Source organism: Pseudomonas multiresinivorans (assembly GCF_012971725.1).
GTDB lineage: Bacteria > Pseudomonadota > Gammaproteobacteria > Pseudomonadales > Pseudomonadaceae > Pseudomonas > Pseudomonas multiresinivorans.
On sequence record NZ_CP048833.1, the window covers coordinates 3,446,161 to 3,472,336 of the forward strand.

General features: G+C 66.7%; 23 protein-coding genes. 16 read left to right on the plus strand and 7 right to left on the minus strand.

Going from position 1 to position 26,176, the window contains the following annotated elements:
* Positions 1–99: 99 nt before the first annotated feature.
* The 7 genes from G4G71_RS15715 to G4G71_RS15745 all read left to right on the plus strand — a co-directional run bounded on the left by G4G71_RS15715 (position 100) and on the right by G4G71_RS15745 (position 8,145).
* On the plus strand, positions 100–1,077 hold the full coding sequence (locus G4G71_RS15715) for a fatty acid desaturase (RefSeq protein WP_169938997.1): 978 nt from the start codon (positions 100–102) through the stop codon (positions 1,075–1,077).
* A complete protein-coding gene (locus tag G4G71_RS15720) occupies positions 1,074–1,868 on the plus strand; it encodes a phosphate/phosphite/phosphonate ABC transporter substrate-binding protein (protein WP_169938998.1) in 795 nt (264 codons plus the stop codon). The genes G4G71_RS15715 and G4G71_RS15720 overlap by 4 nt, the downstream gene beginning before the upstream one ends.
* Positions 1,869–2,012: 144 nt before the next feature.
* Entirely contained in the window at positions 2,013–2,519 is a 507-nt protein-coding gene (locus G4G71_RS15725) for a sigma-70 family RNA polymerase sigma factor (RefSeq protein WP_169938999.1), read from the plus strand.
* A complete protein-coding gene (locus G4G71_RS15730; RefSeq protein WP_169939000.1) occupies positions 2,516–3,472 on the plus strand; it encodes a FecR domain-containing protein in 957 nt (318 codons plus the stop codon). The genes G4G71_RS15725 and G4G71_RS15730 overlap by 4 nt, the downstream gene beginning before the upstream one ends.
* 121 nt (positions 3,473–3,593) lie before the next feature.
* Positions 3,594–6,227: a TonB-dependent receptor gene (locus G4G71_RS15735; protein ID WP_169939001.1), complete on the plus strand. Its 2,634-nt coding sequence runs from the start codon at positions 3,594–3,596 to the stop codon at positions 6,225–6,227.
* Positions 6,228–6,286: 59 nt separating this feature from the next.
* Positions 6,287–7,300, plus strand: coding sequence for an ABC transporter substrate-binding protein (locus G4G71_RS15740; protein ID WP_169939002.1), 1,014 nt, complete (start codon positions 6,287–6,289; stop codon positions 7,298–7,300).
* The gene (locus tag G4G71_RS15745; RefSeq protein ID WP_169939003.1) at positions 7,297–8,145 is read left to right on the plus strand and encodes an ABC transporter permease; all 849 of its coding nucleotides are present in this window, start codon (positions 7,297–7,299) and stop codon (positions 8,143–8,145) included. The genes G4G71_RS15740 and G4G71_RS15745 overlap by 4 nt, the downstream gene beginning before the upstream one ends.
* Before the next feature lie 567 nt (positions 8,146–8,712).
* On the opposite strand, the gene G4G71_RS15750 is transcribed toward G4G71_RS15745, so the two are convergent.
* The gene (locus G4G71_RS15750; protein ID WP_169939004.1) at positions 8,713–10,440 is read right to left on the minus strand and encodes a SulP family inorganic anion transporter; all 1,728 of its coding nucleotides are present in this window, start codon (positions 10,438–10,440) and stop codon (positions 8,713–8,715) included.
* A 169-nt stretch (positions 10,441–10,609) separates the two neighbouring features.
* Here G4G71_RS15750 and G4G71_RS15755 point away from each other — a divergent pair, with 169 nt between their 5' ends.
* On the plus strand, positions 10,610–11,269 hold the full coding sequence (locus G4G71_RS15755) for a MarC family NAAT transporter (RefSeq protein WP_169939005.1): 660 nt from the start codon (positions 10,610–10,612) through the stop codon (positions 11,267–11,269).
* A 119-nt stretch (positions 11,270–11,388) separates the two neighbouring features.
* On the opposite strand, the gene G4G71_RS15760 is transcribed toward G4G71_RS15755, so the two are convergent.
* The 5 genes from G4G71_RS15760 to G4G71_RS15780 all read right to left on the minus strand — a co-directional run bounded on the left by G4G71_RS15760 (position 11,389) and on the right by G4G71_RS15780 (position 16,913).
* Positions 11,389–12,222, minus strand: coding sequence for an HpcH/HpaI aldolase/citrate lyase family protein (locus G4G71_RS15760; RefSeq protein WP_169939006.1), 834 nt, complete (start codon positions 12,220–12,222; stop codon positions 11,389–11,391).
* 14 nt (positions 12,223–12,236) lie between these two features.
* Positions 12,237–13,427, minus strand: coding sequence for a CaiB/BaiF CoA transferase family protein (locus G4G71_RS15765; RefSeq protein ID WP_169939007.1), 1,191 nt, complete (start codon positions 13,425–13,427; stop codon positions 12,237–12,239).
* Between the two features lie 79 nt (positions 13,428–13,506).
* The gene (locus G4G71_RS15770; RefSeq protein WP_169939008.1) at positions 13,507–14,856 is read right to left on the minus strand and encodes an MmgE/PrpD family protein; all 1,350 of its coding nucleotides are present in this window, start codon (positions 14,854–14,856) and stop codon (positions 13,507–13,509) included.
* 19 nt (positions 14,857–14,875) lie between these two features.
* A complete protein-coding gene (locus G4G71_RS15775; protein ID WP_169939009.1) occupies positions 14,876–16,036 on the minus strand; it encodes an acyl-CoA dehydrogenase family protein in 1,161 nt (386 codons plus the stop codon).
* Between the two features lie 49 nt (positions 16,037–16,085).
* Positions 16,086–16,913 (minus strand): HTD2 family dehydratase, encoded by an 828-nt coding sequence (locus tag G4G71_RS15780; protein ID WP_169939010.1) that lies wholly within the window; start codon positions 16,911–16,913, stop codon positions 16,086–16,088.
* A gap of 135 nt (positions 16,914–17,048) precedes the next feature.
* On the opposite strand from G4G71_RS15780, the gene G4G71_RS15785 reads away from it, so the two are divergent.
* From G4G71_RS15785 to map, 3 genes are all read left to right on the plus strand, one after another.
* A complete protein-coding gene (locus G4G71_RS15785; protein WP_169939011.1) occupies positions 17,049–17,963 on the plus strand; it encodes a LysR family transcriptional regulator in 915 nt (304 codons plus the stop codon).
* Between the two features lie 95 nt (positions 17,964–18,058).
* On the plus strand, positions 18,059–18,268 hold the full coding sequence (locus tag G4G71_RS15790; protein ID WP_054910709.1) for a ParD-like family protein: 210 nt from the start codon (positions 18,059–18,061) through the stop codon (positions 18,266–18,268).
* Positions 18,265–19,035: a type I methionyl aminopeptidase gene (gene map, locus G4G71_RS15795; protein WP_169939012.1), complete on the plus strand. Its 771-nt coding sequence runs from the start codon at positions 18,265–18,267 to the stop codon at positions 19,033–19,035. Before G4G71_RS15790 ends, map begins: the two co-directional genes overlap by 4 nt.
* 8 nt (positions 19,036–19,043) lie before the next feature.
* Here the strand turns inward: map and G4G71_RS15800 are convergent, their stop codons facing one another.
* The gene (locus G4G71_RS15800; RefSeq protein WP_169939013.1) at positions 19,044–19,877 is read right to left on the minus strand and encodes an oxidoreductase; all 834 of its coding nucleotides are present in this window, start codon (positions 19,875–19,877) and stop codon (positions 19,044–19,046) included.
* A 92-nt stretch (positions 19,878–19,969) separates the two neighbouring features.
* Between G4G71_RS15800 and G4G71_RS15805 the strand changes: the two genes are divergently transcribed.
* The 5 genes from G4G71_RS15805 (at position 19,970) to G4G71_RS15825 (ending at position 26,137) form a co-directional block, all read left to right on the plus strand.
* On the plus strand, positions 19,970–20,923 hold the full coding sequence (locus G4G71_RS15805; RefSeq protein ID WP_169939014.1) for an AraC family transcriptional regulator: 954 nt from the start codon (positions 19,970–19,972) through the stop codon (positions 20,921–20,923).
* Between the two features lie 196 nt (positions 20,924–21,119).
* A complete protein-coding gene (locus G4G71_RS15810; protein WP_169939015.1) occupies positions 21,120–21,854 on the plus strand; it encodes an AraC family transcriptional regulator in 735 nt (244 codons plus the stop codon).
* 113 nt (positions 21,855–21,967) lie between these two features.
* The gene (locus tag G4G71_RS15815) at positions 21,968–23,455 is read left to right on the plus strand and encodes an efflux transporter outer membrane subunit (protein ID WP_169939016.1); all 1,488 of its coding nucleotides are present in this window, start codon (positions 21,968–21,970) and stop codon (positions 23,453–23,455) included.
* Complete coding sequence (locus G4G71_RS15820; RefSeq protein ID WP_169939017.1) at positions 23,452–24,612, plus strand: HlyD family secretion protein; 1,161 nt, start codon at positions 23,452–23,454, stop codon at positions 24,610–24,612. Before G4G71_RS15815 ends, G4G71_RS15820 begins: the two co-directional genes overlap by 4 nt.
* Positions 24,602–26,137: an MDR family MFS transporter gene (locus tag G4G71_RS15825; RefSeq protein ID WP_169939018.1), complete on the plus strand. Its 1,536-nt coding sequence runs from the start codon at positions 24,602–24,604 to the stop codon at positions 26,135–26,137. Before G4G71_RS15820 ends, G4G71_RS15825 begins: the two co-directional genes overlap by 11 nt.
* Positions 26,138–26,176: the final 39 nt, after the last annotated feature.

Genomic DNA, 26,176 nt, shown 5'->3' on the forward strand with positions numbered 1-26,176 from the left:
TATAGTTAAATGTTATGCAAGATTTTCCTGCCTCGCTCCACAGACATCTCAGCGGACCTTCCTGACGGTCCGAACCCACGGAGCTGTCTGGGAGGCACCATGTCACTTTTTCCGCCTATTGGTACGCCGTCAGCGCATGACTGGCAGCAACTGCGCGATGCCCTGGAGCGCGACCGCCTCGGGATCGGTGAGTGGCCGACCTGGCTGCTGCTCATCGGCGTCCAGGCAAGCTGGTTCGCCCTGCTGCTGGCCAGCCCCTGGCTGGGGTTGTGGCCGACCACGGTGCTGTTGGTTCCGGTCGTCGCGCTGTGGATGTCGGTACAGCACGAGCTCATGCACGGCCACCCGACCCGCCTGCCCTGGCTGAACAAGCTGCTGGGCTACGGCCCATACGCACTCTGGTATCCCTATGCGCTGTACCGCGACAGCCACCTGGCCCATCACCGTGACGAGCAACTGACCCTGCCGGGCATCGACCCGGAAAGTCGCTACATCGGCCATGCCGGCTGGCACCGCCTGCCCGTGCCGGCGCGCGTGTTGCGCTGGGCTGACAAGACAGTGCTGGGTCGCCTGCTGATAGGTGCGCCTATAGCCCTGGGTGGCCTCGCCGTCGAGGAAGGCCGCCGACTGCGGCGCGGCGATCGCCAGGCGTGGCTGATGTGGTCGACCCATGGGGCGCTGTGCGTGCTGCTGCTGGCCTTCGTGGAGCATTTCAGCGCGATATCCGCGCTGCACTATGTCGTCTGGGTCAGCGTACCGGCGCTTGCCCTGGGCATGCTGCGCTCCTTCTACGAGCACCGCCCCGCCAACGCTCCGGAGCAACGCAGCGTGCTCAATGAAGCCGGCTGGCCTTGGCGTTGGCTGTTCCTCAATCTCAACCTGCACCTGGTCCACCACGACCTGCCCTGGGCTCCCTGGTACCGCCTGCCGCAGCTGTACTTCGCGCACCGCGACTACTGGCTGCAGCGCAGTGGCGGCTTCCTCGTACGCGGCTACGGTGAGTTGATCCGCCGCCACGCCGTGCGGCCCGTGGATAGCCCGCGCCACCCCTTCGCCGGAACGGAGCCGATAGCATGACCCTGGCCATTGCCGAACTGCCGATGTACACGGCGCCCGAAGTCGTGCGCAACGCCAGCGAAGAGTGGATCGCGCACACGCTGGAGCTGCTTGGGGTTCGCCGTCAGCGCTGGCAGGGCGATGACCTGCACGCCCTGTTCCTGACCCCGGACCTGCTCTTCACCCATACCTGCGGCTACCCGCTGATGACCGCCTTGCGCGGCCGGGTCCGGCTGGTCGGCCGGCCGGACTTCGACCTCCCCCACAGCGCCGGCGGCCAACATTGCAGCCTGCTGCTGGTGCGCGAAGACGAGCCCCGCAACGATCTCGAATCCCTGCGCGGCTGCCGGGGCGCAGCCAATAACCCCGACTCGAACACCGGGATGAACCTGCTGCGTCATGCGCTGGCTCCCTGGCAGCGCGACGGCCGCTATTTCAGCGAGCTGCAGTGGAGCGGCAGCCACCGCCAGAGCCTGGCATGGCTGCGCGCAGGCAGGGTCGACCTGATCGCGGTGGACAGCGCCACCTTCGCCTACCTCGCGCTCCATTCGCCGCAGGAAACCAGCGGCGTCCGCCTGCTGCAACGCAGCGCGCAGAGCCCCACCCTGCCCTACATCACCGCCGCCGACGAGGCACTGGCCAAGGACGTCCGCGATGCCATGAACCTGGTCCTGGAACAGCATCCGCACCTGTCGAGCGCACTGCGCATCCGCCGGGTGCTGTCGGCAATCGAGGCGGATTACCAGGTGCTGCTGGATTACGAGCGCGAGGCGACCTCACTAGGCCTGGCTGCGCTGCATCCAGCTCAGTGAGTGTGGGTTTGCAGCGCTCGCGAAAACCATATTTTGGTTATAAACATCTTTTACAAAGCTATTTTTAAAGAATAAGACGCCTTGCTAGGATGCCTCCACCGGAACACCGGACTCCCCCGCATCACTCAAGTTTCTGGAGCCGTCATGTCCGGTGCTGACAATTCCCATGGCCAGTATGTTGGCCTGCTGTTCCGCCAGCACTACGACTGGCTGCAAGGCCGCCTGCGACGGCACCTTGAATCCGGCGCCAGCGCCGAGGACCTGGCCGCGGAAACCTTCGTCCAGTTGCTGGCCAGCCCGGTACTGGCGCCGATCCGCGAACCGCGCGCCTTGCTTACCACCATCGCCCGCCGCCTGCTGTTCCAGCTGTGGCGACGCCGCGACCTGGAGCGCGCCTACCTGCAAAGCCTCGATCCCGAAGCCGCTGACGAGCGCTCGCCCGAGCAGATCGCCGAGTTGCTCGAGGCGCTGCAACGCATCGACCAGTTGCTCGACGGCCTGCCGGCCAAGGTGAAGGCGACTTTCCTGCTGTCGCAGATCGATGGTCTGACCTATCCGGAAATCGCCCGCACCCTGGGCATCTCCCAACGCTCGGTGAGCGACTACATGGCCAAGGCCCTGCAACGCTGCCTCAAGGCGAGCCTGTCATGAACCGCGAACAGGAACAGGCACTGCTGATCGAGCAGGCCACCCGCTGGCTGGTCCTGCTGCGTTCCGGCCACGCTAGCCGCGACGACTGGCAGGCGTTCATGGCCTGGCGCGAGCAGGACCTGCGTCACCAGCAACTCTGCGAACGACTGGAGCACACCCTTGGCGCATTCCGCGTGGCTCAGGCCCAGGGCGTGCGCGGCGAACAACTGCAGCGCACGCTCGGCGCCGCCGGCGCGAGCCGCCGACGGCTGCTGCAGGGTGCATTGGCAGGTGCCGGGGTGATGCTCTGCGCCGGGCTTCTGGCCGATCGACAGCTGCCGCTGGAAGAACTGAGTGCCGACCTGCACACCGCTACCGGCAGACGCCAGCGCGTCACCCTCGACGACGGCAGCGAACTGGTGCTCAACGCACGCAGCGCCGTGGACATCGACTTCACTGCGCAGCGCCGCCTGTTGCGCCTGCGACGCGGGGAAATCCAGCTGCGCGTAGCCGGTGATACGCGGCCGATGCTGATCGCCAGCGCTTTCGGCCAGGTGTTCAGCCAGGGCGGCCGCCTGCAATTGCGGCTGGACGAAGAGCGTTGCGCGGCCTCTGCACTGGAAGGTTCGCTGGAGCTGGCCACCCTGACCGGCGAGCGCCTGCAACTGCCGCGTCGCCAGCAGGTGAGCTTCGACCGCTACGCCTTCGCCCCGCCGGCGCCCTTGGAGGGCGGCGAAGGTGCCTGGGTGGACGGCCTGCTGGAAGTACGCAACCAGCGCCTGGCGGACGTTCTCGATGCGCTGCGCCCTTACCGCAGCGGCGTGTTGCGCGTCGATCCGGCGGTGGCCGGGCTGCGCGTCAGCGGGCTGTTCCGCCTGGACGACAGCGACCAGGCCCTGGACGTCCTCGCCCGAACCTTGCCGATCCGCGTCGCGCGGCGCACGGCTCTGTGGGTGAGCGTCGGGCCGGCCTGAATCCGCGCCGCCTGCCAGGGCGGTTCTAAGGACATAACCAATCGATCTGCAAGGTTCCCGCGTACCGCTGCACAGAGATGACGTAAGCGCCGCCCTTTGCGGCGCATCTTCTGGGGGAGTCATGTCGCGTCATTCCGTTTTCACCCGCAAGGCCGGGGCCTTCGGCCTGGGTTCACTCGCCGCCCTGTTCCTCGGTTCGGCGTTGGCCGCCGGGCCGTCGCAGGCCTACCACATCGAACCGGGGCCGCTGGACGAGGTGCTGCTGTCGATCAGCCGGCAGAGCGGCCAGGTCATCTCCTTCACACCGGAAGTGGGTCGCTACTCGTCGGCAACGGTCGACGGCACCTACTCCCCGCAACAGGCGGTGGACGCCGCGCTGCGCGGCACCGGCCTGCAATTGCAGGTCAGCGAGGACGGCGCCTTCGTCGTACGCAAGGCCGGCAACGGCGCCCAACGGGCCACTGGAGCGGCGGCGGATTCGACCATCCCGACGCTGGACCGCGTGGTCGCCATCGGCACTCGCCGCCAGGACGCTACCGCGCTGACCAGCAGCGCGCCGGTGGATGTGATCGACGCCAAGGAGCTGGTGCAGACCGGCGCCACCAGCCTGAACCAGGCGTTGTTCCAGTTGCTGCCTTCGTTCAACTTCCCGCAGAACCAGAGCGCCACCCGCGGCCAGGACCCGAAAGGTGCGTCGCTGCGCGGACTGTCGCCGGACCAGACCCTCGTGCTGGTCAACGGCAAGCGCCGGCATGCCTCGGCGGTGGTGAACATCTCCGGCGGCGTGCCCTTCATCGGCGCGCAATCGGTGGACCTGGACATGATCCCGATCAGCGCCATCGACCACGTCGAAGTGCTGCGCGACGGTGCCTCGGCCCAGTATGGCTCCGACGCCATCGCCGGGGTGATCAACATCGTCCTCAAGGAACGTGACAGCGGTGGCCAGGCCAGCGCGCAACTGGGCAAGTACAGCCAGGGCGACGGCTTCAGCAAGTCCGCCGATGGCTGGTACGGCCTGGCGCTGCCAGGGGATGGCTTCCTCACCCTGAGCTTCAACGGGCTGAACAACAAGCCCGACGACATCGGCGAGAAGTACTATGCCGACGGCGAACTGCAGGACCCGCGCTGGGGCGGCGCGAGCCGGGAGAAATTCAACCTGGCGGCCAACGGCGAAATCGGCCTGAGCGACGCCTGGCGCCTCTACAGCTTCGGCACTTTCGGCCGCGACACTTCCTACAACAACACGCCACCGCTGCTCGCCAGCAGCCCGAACAACGTGCCGCAGATCTACCCTGACGGCACCATCCCGCAGTACCGCTACCACTACGAGGACGCCTCGCTGACCCTGGGCTCGCGCTACGAGGACGAGGCCCTCGGGCGCTTCGACCTGTCCGCCACCTATGGTCGCGACAAACACACCGAGCGTGCCTCGGACACCGTCAACCCGAGCTATGGCGTGGCCAGCCCGACCAGCTTCGACGTCGCCACGCTGATCAACGAGCAGACCAACCTCAACCTCGACTACAGCCGCGACGTAGCCGTGGACTGGGCATTCAAGCCGCTGACGCTGTCGGCCGGGCTGGCCTGGCGCGATGAGCGCTATCGCCTGGAGGACGGCGACTTCGCCTCCTACTCCTATGGTGGAATCGATGGTGTGCAGGTCGGGGCGGTGCAGGCCTCGGGGCTGACCCCGGACGACGCCGCCACCTACACCCGCCAGGTTCGCGGCCTCTACCTGGGGCTGGAAAACCAGTTGACCGAGCGCTTCCAGTTCGGCCTTGCCGCACGCACCGAGCACTACTCGGACTTCGGCGACACCACCACCGGCAAGCTTTCCGCACGCTACGAGCTGACCCCGCAACTGGGCCTGCGCGCAACCATCAACAATGCCTACCGCGCGCCCACCCTCGGGCAGATCGGCACCTCCTGGACCACCACCACCAACGTCGGCGCCGACGGCAACCCGGTGCTGACCCGCATGCTGCCCGTCGACAACCCGGCGGCGCGCGCCCTGGGGGCACAGGCGCTGAAGCCGGAGAAATCCGACAACTACTCGCTGGGCCTGGTATGGCGTCCCAGCGAGCAGGCGTCGTTGACCGTGGACGCCTACCAGATCGATATCCGTGACCGCATCCTCTACAGCGGCGGCATCTATGGCCCCGAGGCCGAGCGCATCCTCACCGAGGCGGGCTACGGGCAGTACAGCTGGGCGCAGTTCATGACCAACGCCGCCGACACCCGCACCCGGGGCGTCGATGTGGTGGGCAAGTACAACCTGGAACTGGGCGCCTACGGCAACCTGGCGCTCTCCGCCGGCTACACCAAGACCCGCACGCGGGTGCAGAAAATCCACGAGAACCCCAACGGATTCGTCACCGTCACCCGTGAATCCGAGGGCTACCTGGAGCACGGCTACCCGGAAGACAAGCTGGTGTTCGGTGCCGTGCACAGCTTCGGCCCCTGGACCCTCAGCCTCTACGAAACCCGCTTCGGCCGCTATCGCAAGTACGCCGCCGACGAAAGCGCTGCGCAGTACGACCAGACCTTCTCCGCGCAATGGGTCACCGACCTCGATCTGAACTACGCGTTCAACCGCAGCCTCAAGGTCTCGGTGGGTGCCAACAACCTCTTCGACAGCCGCCCGGACAAGTACAACGATCAACTGCGCCAGACACCGGCCCAGCAGTACAGCTACCTCTCCCCGGCCGCTCCGGAGGGGACCTTCTACTACACCAAGCTCACCTACGACTTCTGAGACGGAACGGGCGCGCCCAAGGCGCGCCCGCTACCTCACCTTCCACGAGGAAACTTTGCATGCAATCGTTCAAACGCTGGTTCGGCGGCGCGGCACTCGCCCTCGGCCTGCTCGTCACCGGGGCCCAGGCCGCCGACGAGAAAGCCCCTATCCATTTCGGCGAGCTCACCTGGGAGAGCGGCAGCCTGATCACCGAAGTACTGCGTCTGCTGGTGGAACAGGGCTATGGCTACCCTACCGACAGCTTGCCCGGCAGCACCGTCAGCCTGGAAGCTGCCTTGGCACGCAACGACGTCCAGGTCATTGGCGAGGAATGGGCCGGGCGCAGCCCCGCCTGGGTCAAGGCGCAGGCCGAGGGCAAGGTGTTCGGCCTGGGCGATACGGTGAAGAACGCCGACGAAGGCTGGTGGGTGCCCGAGTACGTGATCAAGGGCGACCCGGCACGCGGCATCGCACCCCTGGCGCCCGAACTGCACTCGGTGAGCGACCTGCCGCGCTACCGCGAAGTGTTCCGCGACCCCGAATCGCCGGACAAGGGACGCTTTCTCAACAGCCCCACCGGCTGGACTTCGGAAATCGTCAACTCGCAGAAGCTCAAGGCCTACGGTCTGACCGACAGTTTCACGAATTTCCGCACCGGCTCCGGCGCGGCACTGGACGCCGAGATCGCCTCGTCGATCCGGCGCGGCAAGCCGGTGCTGTTCTACTACTGGTCGCCCACTCCGCTGATGGGCCGCTACAAACTGGTACGCCTGGAAGAGCCAGCCTTCGATGCCGAGGCCTGGAAGACCCTGAGCGACGCGAAGAACACCAACCCGCGCGGCACCCGCTCGATGCCGGCGCGGCTGTCGGTCGGCGTTTCCGCGGCCTTCCACCGGGACTATCCGGAACTGGTCGGCGTATTCGAGAAGGTCGACTTCCCCATCGGCCTGCTCAATGCCTCCCTGGCGAAGATGAGCGAGACACGCCAGGCGCCGCGCGACGCCGCGCGTGATTTCCTCAGGGCCAACCCACAGGTCTGGCACCCCTGGGTCAGCGAAGCGGTCCGCGTGAAGGTAGAGGCGGCACTGTGAGTTCGAGTTTCCCGCAAGGCCTGCATCACTCCATCGCCGGGCCGGTGAACCAGTTGGTGGACAGCCTGGTGCTGAACTACGGCGACCAGCTGCGGCAGCTGTCCGACAGCCTGCTGCAACTGGTGACCCTGCTGGAAAACCTCCTGCGTCTGCCGCCCTGGTGGCTGCTCCTGGCACTGCTGGGCCTGCTCGCCTGGCACGCCGGACGCAGCTGGAAGCGCGCACTGCTGCTGGTGGCTCTGCTGTTCCTGATCGGCGTGGTCGGGCTCTGGGACAAGCTGTTGCAGACTTGCGCCCTGGTGCTGGTCGCCACCGGGCTCTGCGTGCTCATCGGCGTCCCGCTGGGCGTGCTGCTGGCTTACCGGCCCATGGCCCGCCGCATTCTGATGCCGTTGCTGGACGTCATGCAGACCCTGCCCAGCTTCGTCTACCTGATTCCCGTGCTGATGCTCTTCGGCCTGGGCAAGGTACCGGCGATCTTCGCTACGCTGATCTACGCGCTACCGCCACTGGTTCGTCTCACCGACCTGGGCCTGCGCCAGGTCGATCCGTCTGTTCGCGAAGCAGCACGCTGCCTGGGCGCCAACCGCTGGCAGCGCCTGCGCCACGTCGAACTGCCGCTGGCCCTGCCAAGCCTCATGGCCGGGCTCAACCAGACGGTAATGATGGCGCTGTCCATGGTCGTGGTGGCGTCGATGATCGGCGCACGCGGCCTGGGCGAAGATGTACTGGTGGGTATCCAGACCCTGGATGTGGGACGCGGCGTTGAAGCAGGGCTGGCGATCGTGGCGCTGGCGGTAGTGATAGACCGTGTAACGCAGGGATACGGGCGGCCTGATCGCTAACGGGGCGACGATGCATGGGGAGCACATTGCGCCGTACGCACGGCGCATATACCCGGCATCTGTACACGGTCAATAAGGCAGAAGTGGCGGTCTGACAGTCCGCTATGGATCGTGGGGACAGCCCGTCGACGCAACAGTGAGGTCAAGTCACTCGGCAGGAGTCGAGGAGGTCAGAGTTTTCCTGGGGCGTTCGTTCAACGCCCGAAGAGCCTGCAACAGGACCTCTTTGGAACGTTGGTGGGAGGGCCCCTTGCAACTCCTATTCATTCTCGTACCCAAAAAATAGTCTGTTCCATGCACCGTCTGACAGCAGCGCACTGGGTGCGCCCCCAAGAGTGGTAGACGGCAAGTTGCAGTAATACCTTTTCAAGAAGAAGCCAGGGGAAGCCCGCAGGCAGGGCCTTTCGCTTTCCTGTACGAGCACGAGCCGGGCGCCGCCGGCCACTTCCGTTGATCGCTGCGCCCGTCCACCGCCCTGCCACGGCTTGCCGAATGACTCTAGCCTCCCTGAAACACCCCTCCACGGAGCCCTTGGTGCCGCCAAATGAACGTCGGCCGTATCGGGAGTCAGGGTTTCCAGTCCACCCCGGAATCGGCCAGGTAGGCCTCCACGGCGGCGCCTACAGTCGGATGGAAGGCGTTCTCGCCCAGGCCCTCGAACAGCTCGAACTGCTTCATCTTGTCCTTCACCGGGTCCTTCATCTCGGCGAACTGCAATTCCACCCCGCGTTGCTCCAGGATCTTGTCCAGCTCGGCAAGCATGTCGGCGGAGGTGATATCGATGCTGGTCACCGGGCTGGCCGCGATCACCAGGCGCTGCACGGGCGTGGGGGACTGGTTCAGCGCCGCCAGTACCTGGTTCTGGAACTGCTCGGCATTGGCGAAGAACAGCGGCGCATCCCAGCGCAGCAACACCAGGCCGGGGATGCGCCGCGCATTCGGGTAACGCGTTACGTCGTGATAACCACGCACGCCGTCCACCCTCCCCAGCACGGCATGGTGCGGTCGCCAGCCATCCCAGAGGAACTCGATCACCGCGATCACCACGGCGATGCAGATGCCCGGAATGGCCCCGAATACCGCCACGCCGGCAAAGCAGCCCATGGACAGCCAGAACTCCCATTGTTGCAGGCGGAAGATGCGCCTGAGGTCGGTGAACTCGAACAACCCCAGGGCCGCGGCGATCACCACCGCGGCCAGGGCACTGGTGGGCAGGTGCTGCATCAGGTTGGGCGCCGCCAGCAGCAACAGGGTCACCGCCAGGGCTCCGACGATGCCGGTGAGCTGAGTCCTCGCCCCCGCAGCCTCGGCGACCGGCGTACGCGAGGAGCTGCTGCTGATGGGGATGCCCTGGAACAGCCCGGAAGCGAAGTTCGCCACGCCCAGGCCGAACATTTCCTGGTTGGGGTTCACCGGCGTCTTCAACCTCGCCGCGTAGGTACGCGACAGCACACTGGTGTCGGCGAATGACACCAGCGCCACGGCGATACCGCCCAGCAGCACTTCCACCAGGTCGATGCCGCTCACCCAGGGAAACGAAAACCCTGGCAGCCCCTGGGGCAACTCGCCGAGCACCTTGACGCCCCGGCTGCCGAGGTCGAACAGGCTGACCGACAGGGTCGCCAGCACCACCGCGATGAGAATGCCCGGAAGGCGCCGGTAGCGCTTGAGTACGAGGATCAGCACCAGGCAGCCGCCACCCACTGCGAAACTCGGCCAGTTGGCCTGCCCGCCCAGCAGCGCCCGGCCCAATGACCAGAGGTCCTGCAGCGGCCCCCGGCTCTCGACGGAAAGATCGAACAGCTTGGGCAACTGGCTGATCAGCACCGTCAGCGCGATGCCGTTCATGTAGCCGTAGCGGATCGGTTTGGACAGCAGTTCGGTGATGAAGCCCAGGCGCAGCAGCCCGGCGACCATGCAGACCACGCCGGAGACCAGCGCCATCAGGCTGGCGACGGCGATGGCCCGCTGCGGATCGCCCGCCGCCTGCACCAGCACTACCGCGAGAATCGGCGCGGCCAGCGCGGAGTCCGGGCCAAGCACGAGGATGCGGCTCGGGCCGAACAGCGCATAGGCCAGCAAGGGAATGATGGTCGCGTACAGCCCGTAGATGCCCGGCACGCCGGAAGCCTCGGCGTAGGCGATGCCCACTGGCACCAGCATGGTGGTCAGCACCAGGCCGGCGGCCAGGTCCCTGGGCAGCCAGCTCGCCTGGTAGTTGCGCAGGGTGGCGAGCCCTGGCAGCCAGCGCTGCCAATCAAAGCCGGAACGCTCTCGCGGCGGGGTTTCGGACATCGGGGAGTCACTCCAGGCGAAGACGGCGCAAGACTCACGCGAGGCAGCGAACTTGCCGTCATGCAGCGTAGTTCAGCATGTGAGCGGCCAGTGGCCCTGGCTTGCCGTCGGTTTGTCGATTCGCACCTAAACTCATTGCTGCCAGACACGAGCCTGGAGACGCCCGGCCATGAGCAGTTTGTTCGACGCTATCCTACTAGGGCTGCTCGCCTTGCTGCCCCTGATCAATCCGCCGACGACTGTGGCTCTGTTTCTCGCCTTGTCCCAGGGTTTCAGTCGCGAAGAGAAAAACCAGCAAGCGCTGCTCACTGCCTGCTACGTGTTCATCATCATGACGCTGACCTACTACATCGGCGAGTTCATCATGGGGGTGTTCAGCATCTCCATCCCGGGGCTGCGCATCGCCGGGGGCGGCATCCTCTGCATCATCGGCGCACGCATGCTGTTCCCCAATCCCGTCCCCTCCCCCGACCCCAACGAAACCGCGCCCGAGCGCACCAGCTTCGCCTTCATCCCGCTGGCCATGCCCAGTACCGCCGGGCCCGGCACCATCGCGATGATCATCAGCTCCTCGGCCAGCATCAAGCACAGCACCAACTTCCCCCAGTGGGTGGTGTTGGTGGCGCCACCGCTGATCTTCCTCTGCACCGCGCTGATCCTCTGGGGCTGCCTGCGCGCCTCGGACCTGATCATGAAAGCCACTGGCAAGTCCGGCATCGATGCCATTTCGCGGCTGATGGGTTTCCTGCTCGTGTGCATGGGCGTGCAGTTCGCCATCAACGGCTTGGTGGAGGTCGTCCAGGGCCTCATCACAGCCCATGCGCAGTAACAGATGAGTTCCGAGCGGATGGCTACCTTGTAGGAGCGAGCTTGCTCGCGAACGCATGGCACCGGATGCCCCGGTGTGAAGTGAGGTTCGCGAGCAAGCTCGCTCCTACAGGAAAGCAGTCAGTTGCCGGCGCTGGCCAGCAATCGCCGGGCGCGGGCCAGCACCGGCGCGTCGACCATCTGTCCGTCGACCTGGAAGGCCGCCGCGCCGCCTTGCGCGGCCTCTACCACCCGCCGTGCCCAGTCCAGTTCGTCGGCGCCGGGGGCCAGCGCCGCATGGACCACAGCGACCTGTCGGGGATGGATGCACAGGGCGCCGAGCAGGCCGAGGTCGCGACCATGACGGAGGGTCGCGGCGAACCCTTCGGCATCGTCGAAGGCGGGGAACACGGTATCCAGCGGCGGCTGCAGGTCGTTCACCCGCGAATGCAGCAGCAGGCTCAGGCGTACCTGGTCGTAGACCACCGCGGCGGCCTGGGTGCCGCTGCTCATGCCGATATCCAGCGCCAGGTCGAGGCCGCCGAAGGTCAGGCGCTCCACTCCCTCGCAGGCGGCGATCTCGCCCAGCGCGAGCAGGCCGCGGGCGCTCTCGATCAGCGGCCACACCGGCTTGCCGGAGGAAGCGGCGATGCGCACCTGCATCGCACGCTCGGCCTTGGGCAGCAGGATGCCGATGACGCCAGGCAGGCGGCCGCACAATTGGAGATCGGCCGCCTGCTCCGGGTCACCAGCGGCGTTCACCCTCACCCGCACGCGGGCTTCAGGGTTGGCGCCGAGGAAGGCTTCCAGATTGTCGCGGGCCTGGGCCTTGAGGGACGCCTCGACGGCGTCCTCGAAGTCGACGATCACTGCGTCGGCGCCGCTGGCCAAGGCCTTGGCGAAGCGCTCCGGGCGGCTGCCGGGGACAAACAGCGCGGTCCGTACGATGGAATCCGCCGGGGTATCCTGAATCATTGGGCTCTCCTGGGTCATACCGCGCCCTGCTCGTGCAGGCGCTGGATATCACCGGGGGTATACCCCAGTTCCCGGAGCAGGTCATCCGTCTGTTCACCCAGCGCCGGCACGGCGTCCATTCGCGGTGCATAGGCGTTGCTGTTCACCGGCGGCAACAGCGCCGGCAGGCGGCCGGCCGGGCTGTCGATCTCGCGCCAGCGGTCACGGGCCGCCAGTTGCGGGTGCTGCCAGAGGCCGCGCATGTCGTTGACATGGGCATTGGCGATCTGCGCCTGCTCCAGGCGCTCGACCACCTGCGCGGCGCCCAGGGCCGAGAAGGCTTCGATTATGGATTCGCGCAGGGCATCGCGGTTGGCCACGCGCAGGCTGGTCGCGGTGAAGCGCGGATCGGTTGCCAGCTCCGGGCGCTGCAGGACGATCTCGCAGAACAGCTTCCACTCGCGCTCGTTCTGCACGCCGAGCATCACACTGCCGCCATCGCCGGTGGGGAACGGCCCGTAAGGGTAGATGGTGGCGTGGGCGGCGCCAGCGCGCGGCGGCTGCGACTGGCCCTCGAAGGCGTAGTACATGGGGAAGCCCATCCACTCGGCCATGCCTTCGAGCATCGACACCTCGACGCGACTGCCCTCCCCGGTCCTGCCACGCAGCAGCAGAGCCGAAAGGATGCCACTGTAGGCGTACATGCCGGCGGAGATATCGGCGATCGAGCATCCGGCCTTGGCCATCTCGTCGGCGCCGGGGCCGCCGGTGACCGAGAGGAAACCACTTTCGCTCTGGATCAACAGGTCATAGGCCTTCTTCTGCTCGTAGGGGCCGCCTTCGCCGTAACCGGAAATATCGCAGACGATCAGCCGCGGGAAGCGCTCGTGCAGCGTTTCGAACGACAAGCCCAGGCGCGCAGCGGCGCCTGGGGCAAGGTTCTGCACCAGCACGTCGGCCTGCTCCAGCAACTGCTCCAGCACGGCCTGCGCCGGCTCCTGCTTGAGGTCCAGCGACAGGCTTTCCTTGGACCGGTTGGTCCAGACGAAATGCGAGGCCAGGCCGCGCACGCGCTCGTCGTAACCGCGGGCGAAGTCGCCGACGCCGGGGCGCTCGATCTTGATCACGCGGGCGCCGAGGTCGGCCAACTGGCGGGTGCAGAACGGTGCGGCGATGGCGTGTTCCAGGCTGACGACGGTAATCCCGTCGAGGGGACGCGAACTCATGGGCAACTCCAGACGCCGGCCGGGTGGCCGACGCTACGATTCGGTGGGATCGGGCGGCCTGGCCGCCCGCGAGCCTGTTTCAGTGGAAGTCGTCGAGGTTCGACAGCTGGTGCAGCCGCCAGCTGGCCTGCACCAGCCGATCCGCTTCGGCGCTGCCGCGCTGGCCGGCGAAGGCCAGCAGGCGGCGGAACTTGTCTTCCAGTTCTGCACGGCTCAAGCCATTGCCCGGATCGCCCTTGGGCTCGTCGATGGCGCCGTGCAGCTGGCGACCGTCGGTGGTGAGCACGTCGACGCGGCCCAGCCAGCGTTGCGGGTAGGCGCCGTCCACTTCCGCATCGAGCTGCATGGCGACCTTCTCGCGGAAGGCCGCGACGTTTGGATCCTTCAGGGAAAACTCCTCGAACTCCACCAGCCCGGCCTTGCCATGCACGGCGATCAGGCCCAGCACGGTGCCCATGGAGAACTTCGCCTGATGCACCGTCTGCGGCACCACCACGCGGCCGAGCACATCGATGGCGCCCTGGTGCACGCGGGTGGTGACCTTGGCGATATCGCCGTGCGCCAGCCCTTCGCGCTGCATCAGGCCGAGCAGCGCGTCGGCGGCAGGATGGGTATGGCGGCAGGAGGCGTGGAACTTGTAGGAGGTCTCGCACAGTGCCCAGCGGGTGCCCAGGCCGTCCACCAGACGGCTCGGGTCGGCGTCGCTGGACATGCCGGCCGCCATGCCCTGCTCGCCTTCGAGAATGTTCTGCGCGCCGGTCAGGCCGTCGGCCGTCAGGTAGGCAGCGAGCAGGCCGTCGGCAGCCGCCTTCGCGGTGTGCAGCTGCTTGGAGTCGGCAGCGTCGCGCAGGAATTCCCAGAGGCCGGCGGCCTGGGTGCCGGCGCTGCCCAGGCAGTTGACGAACTGGCGGCTGTCCAGCCCCAGCAGCTTGCCCACCGCCACCGCGGCGGCCAGGGTGCCGACCGTGGCGGTGGTGTGGAAGATGCGGTAATGCGAGCGACCGAGGAACTCGCCGATGCGGATGCCCGCCTCGTAGCCGGCGACGCTGGCGAGGATCAGCTCGCGGCCGGACTTGCCCAGTTCCTGCGCGGCCGCCAGGGCCGCCGGGAAGACCACGGTGGCCGGATGCAGCACGGAGCTGTTGTGCAGGTCGTCCTGCTCCACCAGGTGTGAACTGGCACCGTTGACCAGCGCGGCGAAGTACGCGGAGGTCGAGCTGCCGTCCACCAGCACGCGGCTCTTCCCGGTCGCCGGGCCCATGCGCTGGGCATAGCGCTGGAACAGCGGGATCGGGTGGCGGTTCTGGCTGGCCAGGGCCGAGCCGAGCCAGTCGAGGAACAGCTCTTCGGTGTACTCGACCACTGCCGCGGGCAGGTCTTCGTAACGCAGGCCGGCAAGGAATTCGGCCAGGGCGTGGGTATTGTTCATCGCTTGTCGTCCCGGTTCGTCAGAAGGAACGCGGCAGTTCGAGCAGGTGCTCGGCCACGTAGGACAGGATCAGGTTGGTGGAGATCGGCGCCACCTGGTACAGGCGCGTCTCGCGGAACTTGCGCTCGACGTCGTACTCGTTGGCGAAGCCGAAGCCACCGTGGGTCTGCAGGCAGGCGTTGGCGGCCTCCCAGCTGGCCTTGGCCGCCAGGTACTTGGCCATGTTGGCGGCGGCGCCAGCGTTCTTGCCGCTGTCGTACTCTTCGCAGGCGCGCCAGCGCATCAGGTCGGCGGCCTCGATCTCGATGTGCGCCTCGGCGATGGGGAACTGCACGCCCTGGTTCTGCCCGATCGGGCGGCCGAACACCACGCGGTCGCGGGCGTACTGCGCGGACTTCTCGGTGAACCAGCGGCCATCGCCGATGCACTCGGCGGCAATCAGCGTGCGCTCGGCATTGAGGCCGTCGAGGATGTACTTGAAGCCCTTGCCTTCCTCGCCGATCAGGTTGCCGGCGGGGATTTCCAGATTGTCGAAGAACAGCTCGTTGGTCTCGTGGTTGACCATGTTGGCGATCGGCTGCACGGTCAGGCCGTTGCCGATGGCCTCGCGCAGGTCGACGAGGAAGATCGACATGCCTTCGGACTTCTTCTTCACCTCGGCCAGCGGCGTGGTGCGGGCCAGCAGGATCATCAGGTCGGAATGCTGGATGCGCGAGATCCAAACCTTCTGGCCATTGATCACGTACTTGTCGCCCTTGCGCACGGCGGTGGTCTTGATCTTGGTGGTGTCGGTGCCGGTGGTGGGTTCGGTGACGCCCATGGATTGCAGGCGCAGTTCGCCGTTGGCGAGCTTGGGCAGGTAGTAGGCCTTCTGCTCGGCGCTGCCGTTCCGCAGCAGGGTGAACATGTTGTACATCTGCCCGTGGATGGTGCCGGAGTTGCCGCCGCAGCGGTTCACCTCCTCCAGGATCACCGAGGCCTCGGCCAGGCCCAGGCCCGAGCCGCCGTACTCTTCCGGGATCATCGCGGAGAGCCAGCCGGCTTCGGTCATGGCGCGGACGAAGTCCTCGGGGAAGCCTTTCTCTTCATCGATCCGGCGCCAGTACTCGGCGGGGAACTCCGCACACAGGGCGCGTACGCCTTCACGGATGGCCTGGAGTTCTTCGGGGGTGGAAGTCATCGAATCACCTTTGCTCTTTTCTTGTTGGGAGGGCACCGCAGGGGTGCGATCAGTCGAATTCCACTTCGCCGCGCTGGGCGATGCCGGCACCGTTGCCAGCCCAGACTTCGGCCTTGCCGGGGCCGCTCAGGCGGCCGCCGACTGCGAAAGGTTCGGGGCTGATCAGCGGGCGCAAGCCACGGTAGGCGTAACGGCGCAGGCGTGCTTCGGGGTTGGCGCGGCAGAACGCACGCAGGTTCAGGGTGCCGATCAGCGGGCCGTGCACCACCAGGCCGGGGTAGCCCTCGGCTTCGGTGACGTAGGGCCAGTCGTAGTGGATGCGGTGGCCGTTGAAGGTCAGCGCGGAATAGCGGAACAGCAGGATCGGTGTCGGCTCGACGGCCTCGCTCCAGTCGCCGGCCGGCAGCACGTCGCCGCTGGAGAGCCGGGGCGGCGTCGGTTCGCGGTAGACGATGTCCTGCTCCTCGCTGAAGGCCAGGCGGCCGTCCTGATGGAATTCATGGCGCAGGGTGACGAACAGCAGCGAGCCGGTGCGGCCGTGCTTTTCCTCGACATTGAGGATGGTCGTGGTGCGCTTCGCCAGCCCGCCGACGCGCAGCGGCTCATGGAACTCCAGGCGGCCGCCGGCCCACATGCGGTTGCGCCCATCGGCCGGCGGCAGGAAGCCACCGCGCGCCGGATGGCCATCGGCGCCCAGGCCCGGCTCGGTCACTTCATCCTGGAAGAACATCCAGTGCCACAGCGGCGGCAGCGCATCGCCCGCGGCCGGTACGTCTTCCGCGAGGGTCACGGCCAGACGGCGGACCAGCACGGCACTCAATTCTTCCTCGCGTTCCTGGGAACGGCCGATCCAGTCGGCGTACGGCGAATCGCTCATGGGTGACCTCTTGGCAGAGTGGATGAGCCGAGGATGCAACAGGGGCTTGCGTTCAGCGAATCCACATTTTCATAATCCAGCGTTAAGCAGAAACGAACGCCACTCCCATCCCCAAGCCTAGCGGGAACCCGTTGCATGCATTTCGATCTCGCCGACCTGCGTCTCTTCACCCATATTGCCGAAGCCCCCAGCCTCACCCAGGGGGCGCGCCGTGCCCATCTTTCCGCCGCTGCCGCCAGCGCGCGGATCAAGGCACTGGAGGGGCAACTCGACTGCCGACTGTTGTATCGGGACAACCGGGGGGTCGAGCTGACCCCTGCCGGCGAGCGCCTGCTGCAGCACGCACGGCTGATCCTGCGCCAGGTGGACCACCTGAAAAGCGACTTCAGCGGCCAGGCCGGCGACCAGGTCGGGCATATCCGCATCTTCGCCAACACCACCGCGTGCACCGAGTTTCTCCCCGAGCTGCTGGCGGACTTCCTCGCGGAACGCCCCGGCGTCAGTGTCGACCTGCAGGAACGGCTGAACCGCGACATCGTCCGTGCCATCCTCGATGGCTCGGCGGACCTGGGCATAGTCGCCGGCCCGGTGCGTGCCGAGGGCCTGCAGATCGTCCACTTCAGCACCGACCGGCTGGTGCTGGCCGTGGCCCCGGACCACCCTCTGTGCGCCCTGCCCCGCCTGACCCTGGCCGATACCCTGGATTACCCGCACATCGGCCTGCACGAAGGCAGCACCCTGCAAAGCTTCCTGCGCGAGCGGGTTGACCGCATGGGGGGCGAGCTCAACCTGCGCATCCAGGTGGCCAGCTTCGAGGCGATCTGCCGGATGGTCGAGGCCGGGGTCGGCATCGGCGTCATCCCGGAAACGGCCGCCGTGCGCCACAGCCGCACCATGAACCTGCGAATACTGTCGCTGGACGAACCCTGGGTGGTCCGCGAACGCAGCGTGCTGCTGCGCGACCGCGAGGCCCTGCCCGCCTGCGCGCGCGCACTGGTGGATCTGTTGCGGGATCTGCAGGACGACACCACGGTTCAGCCGTCTCGCTGAATGCAGAGTGGCGAAGCTCTTTTGCATTAGCCCGGCAGGCGCAATATGATTGGCATGTGTTTTGTTATATTTCATATAGCCGGAGTTAAACCTGCATGGGCATCATCAACCTGGACGACGAGTTGCACGACCAGTTGCGCCGCGCCAGCTCCGTCGCCTGCCGTTCGATCAACGCGCAGGCGGCCTTCTGGATCAAGATCGGCATGCTCTGCGAGCTGGAGCCGACCCTCAGCTTCAACGAGATCGTCACCCGCGAACTGCAGGAAGCCGGGGTGAAGTACCCGGCCACGGCAGGCGCGAAATGATCAAGAGCGAGGCGGAACTGGCGCTGATGGCCGAGTCCGGCCGGCTGCTGGCGAAGGTCTTCGGCTTCGTCGACGGCCTGCCGCTGGAAGGCATGACGACGCTGGAAGTGAACGACCGGGTCGAGCGCTACATTGTCGACGAACTACAGGCGCGGCCGGCCAGCAAGGGCCAGTACGGCTTCGCCTACGTACTCAATTCCTCGCGCAACCAGGTGGTCTGCCACGGCGTTCCCTCCGAGGCGGACCGCCTGCAGGACGGCGACATCGTCAACTTCGACATCACCCTGGAGAAGAACGGCTTCATTGCCGACTCGAGCAAGACCTACCTGATCGGCAAGGTTTCGCCGGCCGCAAAGCGCCTGGTGGAAATCACCTACGAAGCCATGTGGAAAGGCATCCGCGCGGTGAAGCCCGGCGCACGCCTGGGCGACGTCGGCCACGCCATCGAGCGGCACGCCCGGCAGCACGGCTACAGCGTGGTCGAGGACTACTGCGGCCACGGCATCGGCCGCGAGATGCACGAGCCGCCGCAGGTACTGCATGTCGGCCGTCCGCGCACCGGGCAGATCCTCAAGCAAGGCATGGTCTTCACCATCGAGCCCATGCTCAACGAGGGACTTTCGGGCGTGAAAACCCTGAAGGACGAGTGGACCGTGGTGACCCTCGACGGCAAGCTCTCCGCGCAGTTCGAACACACCGTGGCGGTGACCGCCACGGGCTTCGAAGTGCTCACGCTGCGCCCCGAGGAACGCAACGCCAGGCATTGACCTGCGTCTCAGCCGTCGGTGGATCGGGTGAGCGCCTCCCAGCGGGTGAACTCCTCGTCCAGCGCTGCAAGCTTCTGCCGAACCAGACCCAGCGCATCGCTGCCCAGCAGGAGGTGCCGCGGCGGCACGGGTGCCTCGATGGCCACCAGCATCGCCTGTGCAGCTTTCACCGGGTCGCCCGGCTGCTTGCCGCTCTTTTCCTGCCGCGCCTGACGTACCGGGTCGAACAGTGCGTCGTAATCGGCAATCGAGCGAGGACTGCGGACCATGGAGCGCCCCGCCCAATCGGTGCGGAAGGACCCTGGTGCCACGGCCGTGACCGCGATGCCGAAGCCTTCGACTTCCTTGCCCAGCGCATCGCTGATGCCCTCCAGGGCGAACTTGCTGCCGCAGTAGTAGGCGATCCCCGGCATCGTGATATAGCCGCCCATGGACGTGATGTTGAGGATGTGGCCGCGACGCCGCTGGCGCAGGTACGGCAGTACCGCCCTGATCATCGCCACGGCGCCGAAGACGTTCACCTCGAACTGCCGGCGCATCGCCTCCAGTGGCGATTCCTCGAGGATGCCTTCGTGGCCGTAGCCGGCACTGTTCACCAGCACGTCCAGCGGGCCGACGCTGGCCTCGATCTCCGCGACCAGGCCTGGAATGGCATCGAAATCGGTCACGTCGAGCAGGCGCCCGAAGATTTGCCCGGGTGCCAGGGCTTCAAGTTCGGCGCGGGCCTGTTCATTGCGCACCGTGCCTACCACACGATGCCCGGCGGCGAGCGCCTCACGGGCCAGTGCGAGGCCGAAGCCACTGCTGGCGCCGGTGATCAGCAGGTTCTTGCGAGGTGACATGGGGTGACTCCGTTGCTGGGGAATTGAGTGCACAATACTCAGCGTCACCGCTATTTCGCAGACCTCAAACTCTGACTTTATTGCCTGATTCTATGAAGACGGAAATCGATGCAAGCTGCGCCGAGCAGGCACACATGGCCGCCCTGCTCGCCGCACTGGCGCCCCAGGAGGGCTACAACCTCACCGCGCTGCCAGGCGTGCGGCTGCTGCGCTCGAATCGTCCGCTGGCGCGCACCCCGGTGCTCTACGATCCCGGCATCGTGATCGTCTGCCAGGGCTGCAAACGCGGCTATTTCGGCGATGAGATCTACGTCTACGACGAGCAGCACTACCTGGCCGTTGCGGTGCCCGTGCCCTTTACCATGGAAACCGACGCCACGCCCGAGCGCCCGCTCCTGGCCATCTACCTGCACCTGGACTTCCAGCTCGCCGCCGAGTTGATGTTGCAGATCGAGCAGATGGGCCACGCTCCCACCACGGACGCGCCGCGCAGCCTGTTCTCCAGCCCGATGGCCCCGCCGCTGAAGCAGTCGGTGCTGCGTTTGCTCGAAGCGTTGGGCGAGCCGCTGGAAGCGGCAATCCTCGCGCCGGCGCTGCTGCGCGAACTGTATTTCCGCGTGCTCACCGGCGCCCAGGGCAATGCCATGCGCGCGGCGCTGGCCATGCGCGGCCGCTTCGGCAATATCGCCAGGGCCCTGCAGCGCATCCATACGAGCTACGCGCACCCCATCGACCTGCCACAACTCGCGAGCGAAGCCGGCATGAGCGTTCCGTCATTCCATAGCCACTTCAAGGCCGTCACGCGCACTTCGCCCATGCAGTACCTCAAGTGCACGCGGCTGCACCAGGCTCGGCTGCTGATCGTGCGCCAGGGCATGACGGCGCAGGCAGCGAGCCTGGCCGTCGGTTATGCCAGTGCCTCGCAGTTCAACCGCGAATTCAAGCGCCTGTTCAGCCGGACGCCATTGGCCGAGGCCAAGCGCATGCGGGAAAACTTTGCGATTCCCCCCGCGCAGGAAGCGTCAGGTTATGTCTCCTCTCACTGAAAAGAGAAAAACTTGTCGAAAACGCCAAGCGCCTGCTGATTTGTGATGATTTATTGCGGTTTAATTATTGTCTCGACAATACAACGCCAAATTATGTCGGATAGCCTCATTTAGAATGCTGACTCAACTAGGAGTCCCGCATGACGCCGCTCGATACTCCCACCCGCCGCGCAGGTCGGCCAGCATGACCTGCGCCATGTCCCTCGAAGCGCTGGCCTACGACCACCAGGATGGTGAGGAAATCCTGCCCCACTGCCACACCCAGGCACAGCTGATCCACTCGATTTCCGGTGTGATGCTGGTCGGCGCTGCGCAGAAGAACTGGGTGGTGCCGCCTGGCCACGCACTCTGGGTGCCACCGGGCACCGAGCACCAGATCCGCATGTTCGGCAGTGTGCGGATGCGCACCCTGTTCATGCCCGCTTCGAGCTGGCCCTGGGGCGGCCAGCACTGCCAGCTGATCGCCGTGACGCCCCTGCTGCGGGAGCTGCTGGTGGCCGCCAGTGCCGTGCAGGCCAGCGAGGGCAACGAGCACCGCCGCCGCTGCCTGCACGAACTGCTGCTGGTGGAAATGGACGCAGCGCAGACGGTCGGCATTCACCTCGCCATGCCAAGGGACGCGCGCCTGCTGCGATTGTGCAACGCGGTGATCGGCGCACCGGCGGATGAAACCGGCATGGAGGACTGGGCGCAGCGGCTGAACATGAGCAGCCGTACCCTCGCCCGCCTGTTCCAGCGCGAGCTGGGAATGAACTTCGGCGATTGGCGCACCCGCGTGCGCATGGTACTCAGCCTGCAACGGCTGATCGCCGGCGCCTCGGTACTGGAAGTGGCCCTGGAGCACGGCTACCAGAGCCCGAGCGCCTTCTCCCAGACCTTCAAGCGCATCCTCGGGCAATCGCCCAGCCATTATCAGGCGGCCTGTTCCTGAGCCTGGGCGCAGGCCGGTTGTCATTTTCGCGAGGCTGGTTGTCGGCCGTGCGAGAGAGCTGCGCCGACTGAATCCCTAACCTGCGGGAGTCCGAAACCAAGTGACTTCCCGACATGCCCATACCCGCATTCAACCCGCGACATTCGCTGCTCGTACTGGCCGGCGCCGGCCTGCTGCTGACTGGCTGTTCGGCGGTCAGTGATCATCAAGCGCCCACTTCCCGGCTTTCACCCGGCGCCGACTGGCAAACGCTCGCCACCGGTACCAACCCGCAGGAGCCGCCCGCCCGCTGGTGGCGGCTGTACCAGGACCCGCAGCTGGACCAACTGGTAACCCGGGCCCTGCAACACAACCAGGACCTGCGGGCGTCCCTGGCCCGTGTCGACGAGCTGATGGCCCTGCTGGGACAGGCGCGGGCGCAGCGCTGGCCGAGTACCACGGCGAGCTGGCAGACCTTCTACGGCCGCACCAGCGATGACCAGACCGAAGCCAAGGCCAGCGGCGGCCGCGCTGGCTCGCAGTGGAACCAGGTGCCGGGGTTCGCGCTGGACTACCAGCTCGACCTCTGGGGCCAGGTGCGCCAGTCGATTCTCGCCGCCCAGGCCAACGCCGAGGCGGCGCAAGCAGCCCATGACCAACTGCAGGTGAATGTCGCCGCCGGTACCGCCCGCGCCTATGCCAATGCCTGCGCCTATGCCGCGCGGGCCAGCATCCAGCAGCATTCGATCGCGACCGTGGCGCGCAGCCTCGATCTCACAGTCCGCCAGCGCCGCGCCGGGCTGGTCACCGACCTGGAGGTCGACCGGGTGCGCAGCCTGCTGGAGGAAACCCGCGCCCAGCTGCCACGCCTGCAGGCCGAACACCAGGCCGCGCTGGAAGAGCTCAGCGTGCTCACCGACAGCGAGCCGGGACAGCTGCCCCCAGCCGTCACCAACTGCCGCAGCGTGCCTCGCTTGAGTCAGGCGCTTCCGGTCGGCGATGGCTGGGCGCAGCTGCAGCGCCGCCCGGACATTCGCGCCGCCGAGCGCGCACTGGCAGCCGCCGCACATGAAGTCGGCGTGCGCCAGGCTGACTTCTACCCGAGCGTGTCCTTCGGTGCGTCGATCACCGCCTCCGCCGAGCGCATGCACGACCTCGGCGAGCACGAGGCAATCACCTATGCCGTCGGGCCGCTGATCAGCTGGAGCTTCCCCAACCTGCTCACCACCCGCGCCCGCCTCAATGGCGCGCAGGCCCACGAGCGCCAGCAACTCGCACGCTTCCAGCAGCAGGCATTGGTGGCACTCAAGGAAGTTCGCCAGAGCCTGGCGCGCTACAGCGGCGAGACCGCCCGCCGCGAGGCACTGGGCAGTGCACTGGATAGCAGCCGCAACGCCTTCCGTCTGGCGCAGGTGAACTACCAGGCCGGCGCCCTCGACTTCCTCGACGTGCTCGACAGCGAACGCGCCATGGTCCGCCTCGAAGCGGACAAGGCCGAGGCCGACCGGCAACTGGTCGAGCGCCAGATCGAACTCTTCCATGCCCTCGGCGGCGGCTGGCAGGACGTGCCAGCCAATGAGCTTGCCGAACATTCCACCACTGCCAAGGGACCTGTGCGATGAACATTGCCGTCGATGACCAACAAGCCGAATCTGCCGAACGGGCGGCCCAGGTCGACAGGAAGCGAAACCAGCGCCGCCTGCTGTGGCTTGGCGGCGGCGCCCTCATCGTTGCCGCTCTGGGCTACGGCCTGTACTGGGCCAGTGTCGGCCGCTACCTGGAGGAAACCGATGACGCCTATGTGCGCGCCGACTGGATCACCATCAGTCCGAAGGTTTCCGGCTACGTCGCCGAGGTGCTGGTGGAAGACAACCAGAAGGTTGCCGCCGGCACACCCCTGGTGCGCATCCAGCCTCGCGATTACCAGGCTCGCCTGCTGCAGGCTCGGGCGCGGCAGGCCGAGGCTCGGGCCGCCATCTCCGCACAACAGGCTGCGCTGGTGACACTCGACGCGCAGTTGAAGGAGCAGCAGGCGCTGATCGACCAGGCCGCTGCCGATATCGACAGCACCCGTGCCGAACGCCAGCGCGCGCAACTGGACTTCCAGCGCTACCGCGACCTGGTCGCCCAGCAGGCCGCCAGCAGCCAGCGCCTGGAGAGCGTCACCGCCGACTTTGCCCGTGCGCGCTCGGCCGTCAGCCGCGCTGAGGCCGCTGCCAGCCGCCAGCGCACGCGCCTGGGCGTGCTCCAGGCCAGCCGCGATCAGGCCTTGGCGCTGCTCGCCCAGCAGCAGGCACGTGCCGCCGAGGCCGATGCCAGCCTGGCCCTGGCCGAGCATGAAGAGGAAGACACGCTGATCCGCGCGCCCATCGCCGGCGTGGTCGGCCAGCGCCGGGTACGCCAGCGCCAGTACGTCACGCCCGGCTTGCCGTTGCTGGCACTGGTGCCGGTGGAACAGTCCTACGTGGTGGCCAACTACAAGGAAACCCAACTGCGCCGGATGCGCCCCGGCCAGCCGGTGGAGGTGCGCGTGGACAGTTTCCCCCAGGTGGTTCTGCACGGCCGGGTGGACAGCTTCTCGCCGGGCTCGGGGGCGCTCTTCGCCCTGTTGCCGCCGGACAACGCCACCGGCAACTTCACCAAGATCGTCCAGCGCTTCCCGGTGAAGATCGCGCTCGCTGCCGACGCCCGCCAGCAGGTGCCGATCCTGCCCGGCATGTCGGTGATCGCCGAAGTGAATACGCGCCAGAACAGCGAGGCCGACCGGCATGACCAGTGAGGCGGAAAAGACTTCGCTGAAGGCCTGGGTAGCGGTCATCGGCGGGCTGTTCGGCTGCTTCATGGCCGGCATGAACGTCCACGTCACCAGCGCCGCCCTGCCGGAAATCGAAGGTTCGCTCGGCGCGACCTTCGAGGAAGGCTCGTGGATCTCCACCGCCTACCTGGTCGCGGAGATCGTGATGATCCCGCTCACCGCCTGGCTGGTGCAGGTTTTCTCGCTGCGCCGGGTGATGCTGGTCGGCTCCGGCATCTTCCTGGCGGCCTCGGTGGCCTGCTCGTTCGCGCCCAACCTCGCGAGCATGATCAGCATCCGGGTGATCCAGGGCGCGGCGGGGGCGGTGCTGATTCCGCTGTCCTTCCAGCTGATCATCACCGAACTGCCGGCTTCGCGGATGGCCATGGGCATGGCGCTGTTCAGCCTGTCGAACAGCGTTGCGCAGGCCGCCGGGCCCTCCATCGGCGGCTGGCTCACCGATGCCTACAGCTGGCGCTGGATCTTCTACCTGCAACTGATCCCCGGCGTGCTCCTGCTCGCCGCCGTGGCCTGGGCCATCGCCCCGCAGCCCATGCAGTTGCAGAAGCTGCGCCAGGGCGACTGGCTGGGCATCGCCAGCATGATCGTCGGCCTGGGGGCGATCCAGATCGTGCTGGAGGAAGGCGGCCGCAAGGACTGGTTCGGCTCCGACTTCATCGTCTGGATGCTGGCCATCGGCGTCATCGCCCTGCTGCTGTTCATCCATACGCAGTTGTTCGGCCGACGCTCGTTCATCAACCTGCGCCTGCTGGCAGGCTACAACTTCGGCGTGGCCAGCGCGGCGATGTTCATCTTCGGCGCGGCGACCTTCGGCCTGGTGTTCCTGGTGCCGAACTACCTGTCGCAACTGCATGGTTACAACGCCCGCGAGATCGGCGTCAGCCTGATCGCATACGGCCTCGTGCAACTGGTCCTGGCGCCGCTGATGCCGCGCCTGATGCGCTGGCTGAACCCCAAGCTGATGGTCGCCAGCGGCTTCGCCATCATGGCCCTGGGGTGCTACCTGGGGGTCTACCTGGACGCCGACAGCGCTGCCAACGTGATCATTCCGTCAACCGTGGTGCGAGGCATCGGTCAGCCCTTCATCATGGTGGCGCTGTCCGTGCTGGCGGTGTCCGGCCTGTCGAAGCAGGAAGCCGGCTCGGCCTCGGCGCTGTTCTCGATGCTGCGCAACCTGGGGGGCGCGGTCGGCACGGCGGCACTGACGCAGATCGTCTCGCAACGCGAGCGCTTCCATTCCGAACGTATCGGCGAACAGGTGGATGTCTTCTCGCCGGCTCTGCAGGAGCGCCTGCAGAACGAACCCGGCGGCGCCTTCGCCATCAACGAATGGTTGCCGACACAAGCCGAAACCCTCGCCCGCCTCGCCGCGCACGTCCGCCATGAAGCCTTCCTCATGGCCTATGGTGATGCCTTCTATCTCTCTTTCATCGCCCTGCTGGCCTGCGCGGTTGCCGCGTTGGCACTGCGCGGCAACAAGACTTCCTGAGGAGCCTGCATGCCCACCTTCCTGGCGACCTGGGCCGAG

Coding starts and splice junctions, on each gene's coding strand:
- G4G71_RS15715 (WP_169938997.1), top strand. CDS start 100: ATGTCACTTTTTCCGCCTATTGGTACGCCGTCAGCGCATGACTGGCAG.
- G4G71_RS15720 (WP_169938998.1), top strand. CDS start 1,074: ATGACCCTGGCCATTGCCGAACTGCCGATGTACACGGCGCCCGAAGTC.
- G4G71_RS15725 (WP_169938999.1), top strand. CDS start 2,013: ATGTCCGGTGCTGACAATTCCCATGGCCAGTATGTTGGCCTGCTGTTC.
- G4G71_RS15730 (WP_169939000.1), top strand. CDS start 2,516: ATGAACCGCGAACAGGAACAGGCACTGCTGATCGAGCAGGCCACCCGC.
- G4G71_RS15735 (WP_169939001.1), top strand. CDS start 3,594: ATGTCGCGTCATTCCGTTTTCACCCGCAAGGCCGGGGCCTTCGGCCTG.
- G4G71_RS15740 (WP_169939002.1), top strand. CDS start 6,287: ATGCAATCGTTCAAACGCTGGTTCGGCGGCGCGGCACTCGCCCTCGGC.
- G4G71_RS15750 (WP_169939004.1), bottom strand. CDS start 10,440: ATGTCCGAAACCCCGCCGCGAGAGCGTTCCGGCTTTGATTGGCAGCGC.
- G4G71_RS15755 (WP_169939005.1), top strand. CDS start 10,610: ATGAGCAGTTTGTTCGACGCTATCCTACTAGGGCTGCTCGCCTTGCTG.
- G4G71_RS15760 (WP_169939006.1), bottom strand. CDS start 12,222: ATGATTCAGGATACCCCGGCGGATTCCATCGTACGGACCGCGCTGTTT.
- G4G71_RS15765 (WP_169939007.1), bottom strand. CDS start 13,427: ATGAGTTCGCGTCCCCTCGACGGGATTACCGTCGTCAGCCTGGAACAC.
- G4G71_RS15770 (WP_169939008.1), bottom strand. CDS start 14,856: ATGAACAATACCCACGCCCTGGCCGAATTCCTTGCCGGCCTGCGTTAC.
- G4G71_RS15775 (WP_169939009.1), bottom strand. CDS start 16,036: ATGACTTCCACCCCCGAAGAACTCCAGGCCATCCGTGAAGGCGTACGC.
- G4G71_RS15780 (WP_169939010.1), bottom strand. CDS start 16,913: ATGAGCGATTCGCCGTACGCCGACTGGATCGGCCGTTCCCAGGAACGC.
- G4G71_RS15785 (WP_169939011.1), top strand. CDS start 17,049: ATGCATTTCGATCTCGCCGACCTGCGTCTCTTCACCCATATTGCCGAA.
- G4G71_RS15790 (WP_054910709.1), top strand. CDS start 18,059: ATGGGCATCATCAACCTGGACGACGAGTTGCACGACCAGTTGCGCCGC.
- map (WP_169939012.1), top strand. CDS start 18,265: ATGATCAAGAGCGAGGCGGAACTGGCGCTGATGGCCGAGTCCGGCCGG.
- G4G71_RS15800 (WP_169939013.1), bottom strand. CDS start 19,877: ATGTCACCTCGCAAGAACCTGCTGATCACCGGCGCCAGCAGTGGCTTC.
- G4G71_RS15805 (WP_169939014.1), top strand. CDS start 19,970: ATGAAGACGGAAATCGATGCAAGCTGCGCCGAGCAGGCACACATGGCC.
- G4G71_RS15810 (WP_169939015.1), top strand. CDS start 21,120: ATGTCCCTCGAAGCGCTGGCCTACGACCACCAGGATGGTGAGGAAATC.
- G4G71_RS15815 (WP_169939016.1), top strand. CDS start 21,968: ATGCCCATACCCGCATTCAACCCGCGACATTCGCTGCTCGTACTGGCC.
- G4G71_RS15820 (WP_169939017.1), top strand. CDS start 23,452: ATGAACATTGCCGTCGATGACCAACAAGCCGAATCTGCCGAACGGGCG.
- G4G71_RS15825 (WP_169939018.1), top strand. CDS start 24,602: ATGACCAGTGAGGCGGAAAAGACTTCGCTGAAGGCCTGGGTAGCGGTC.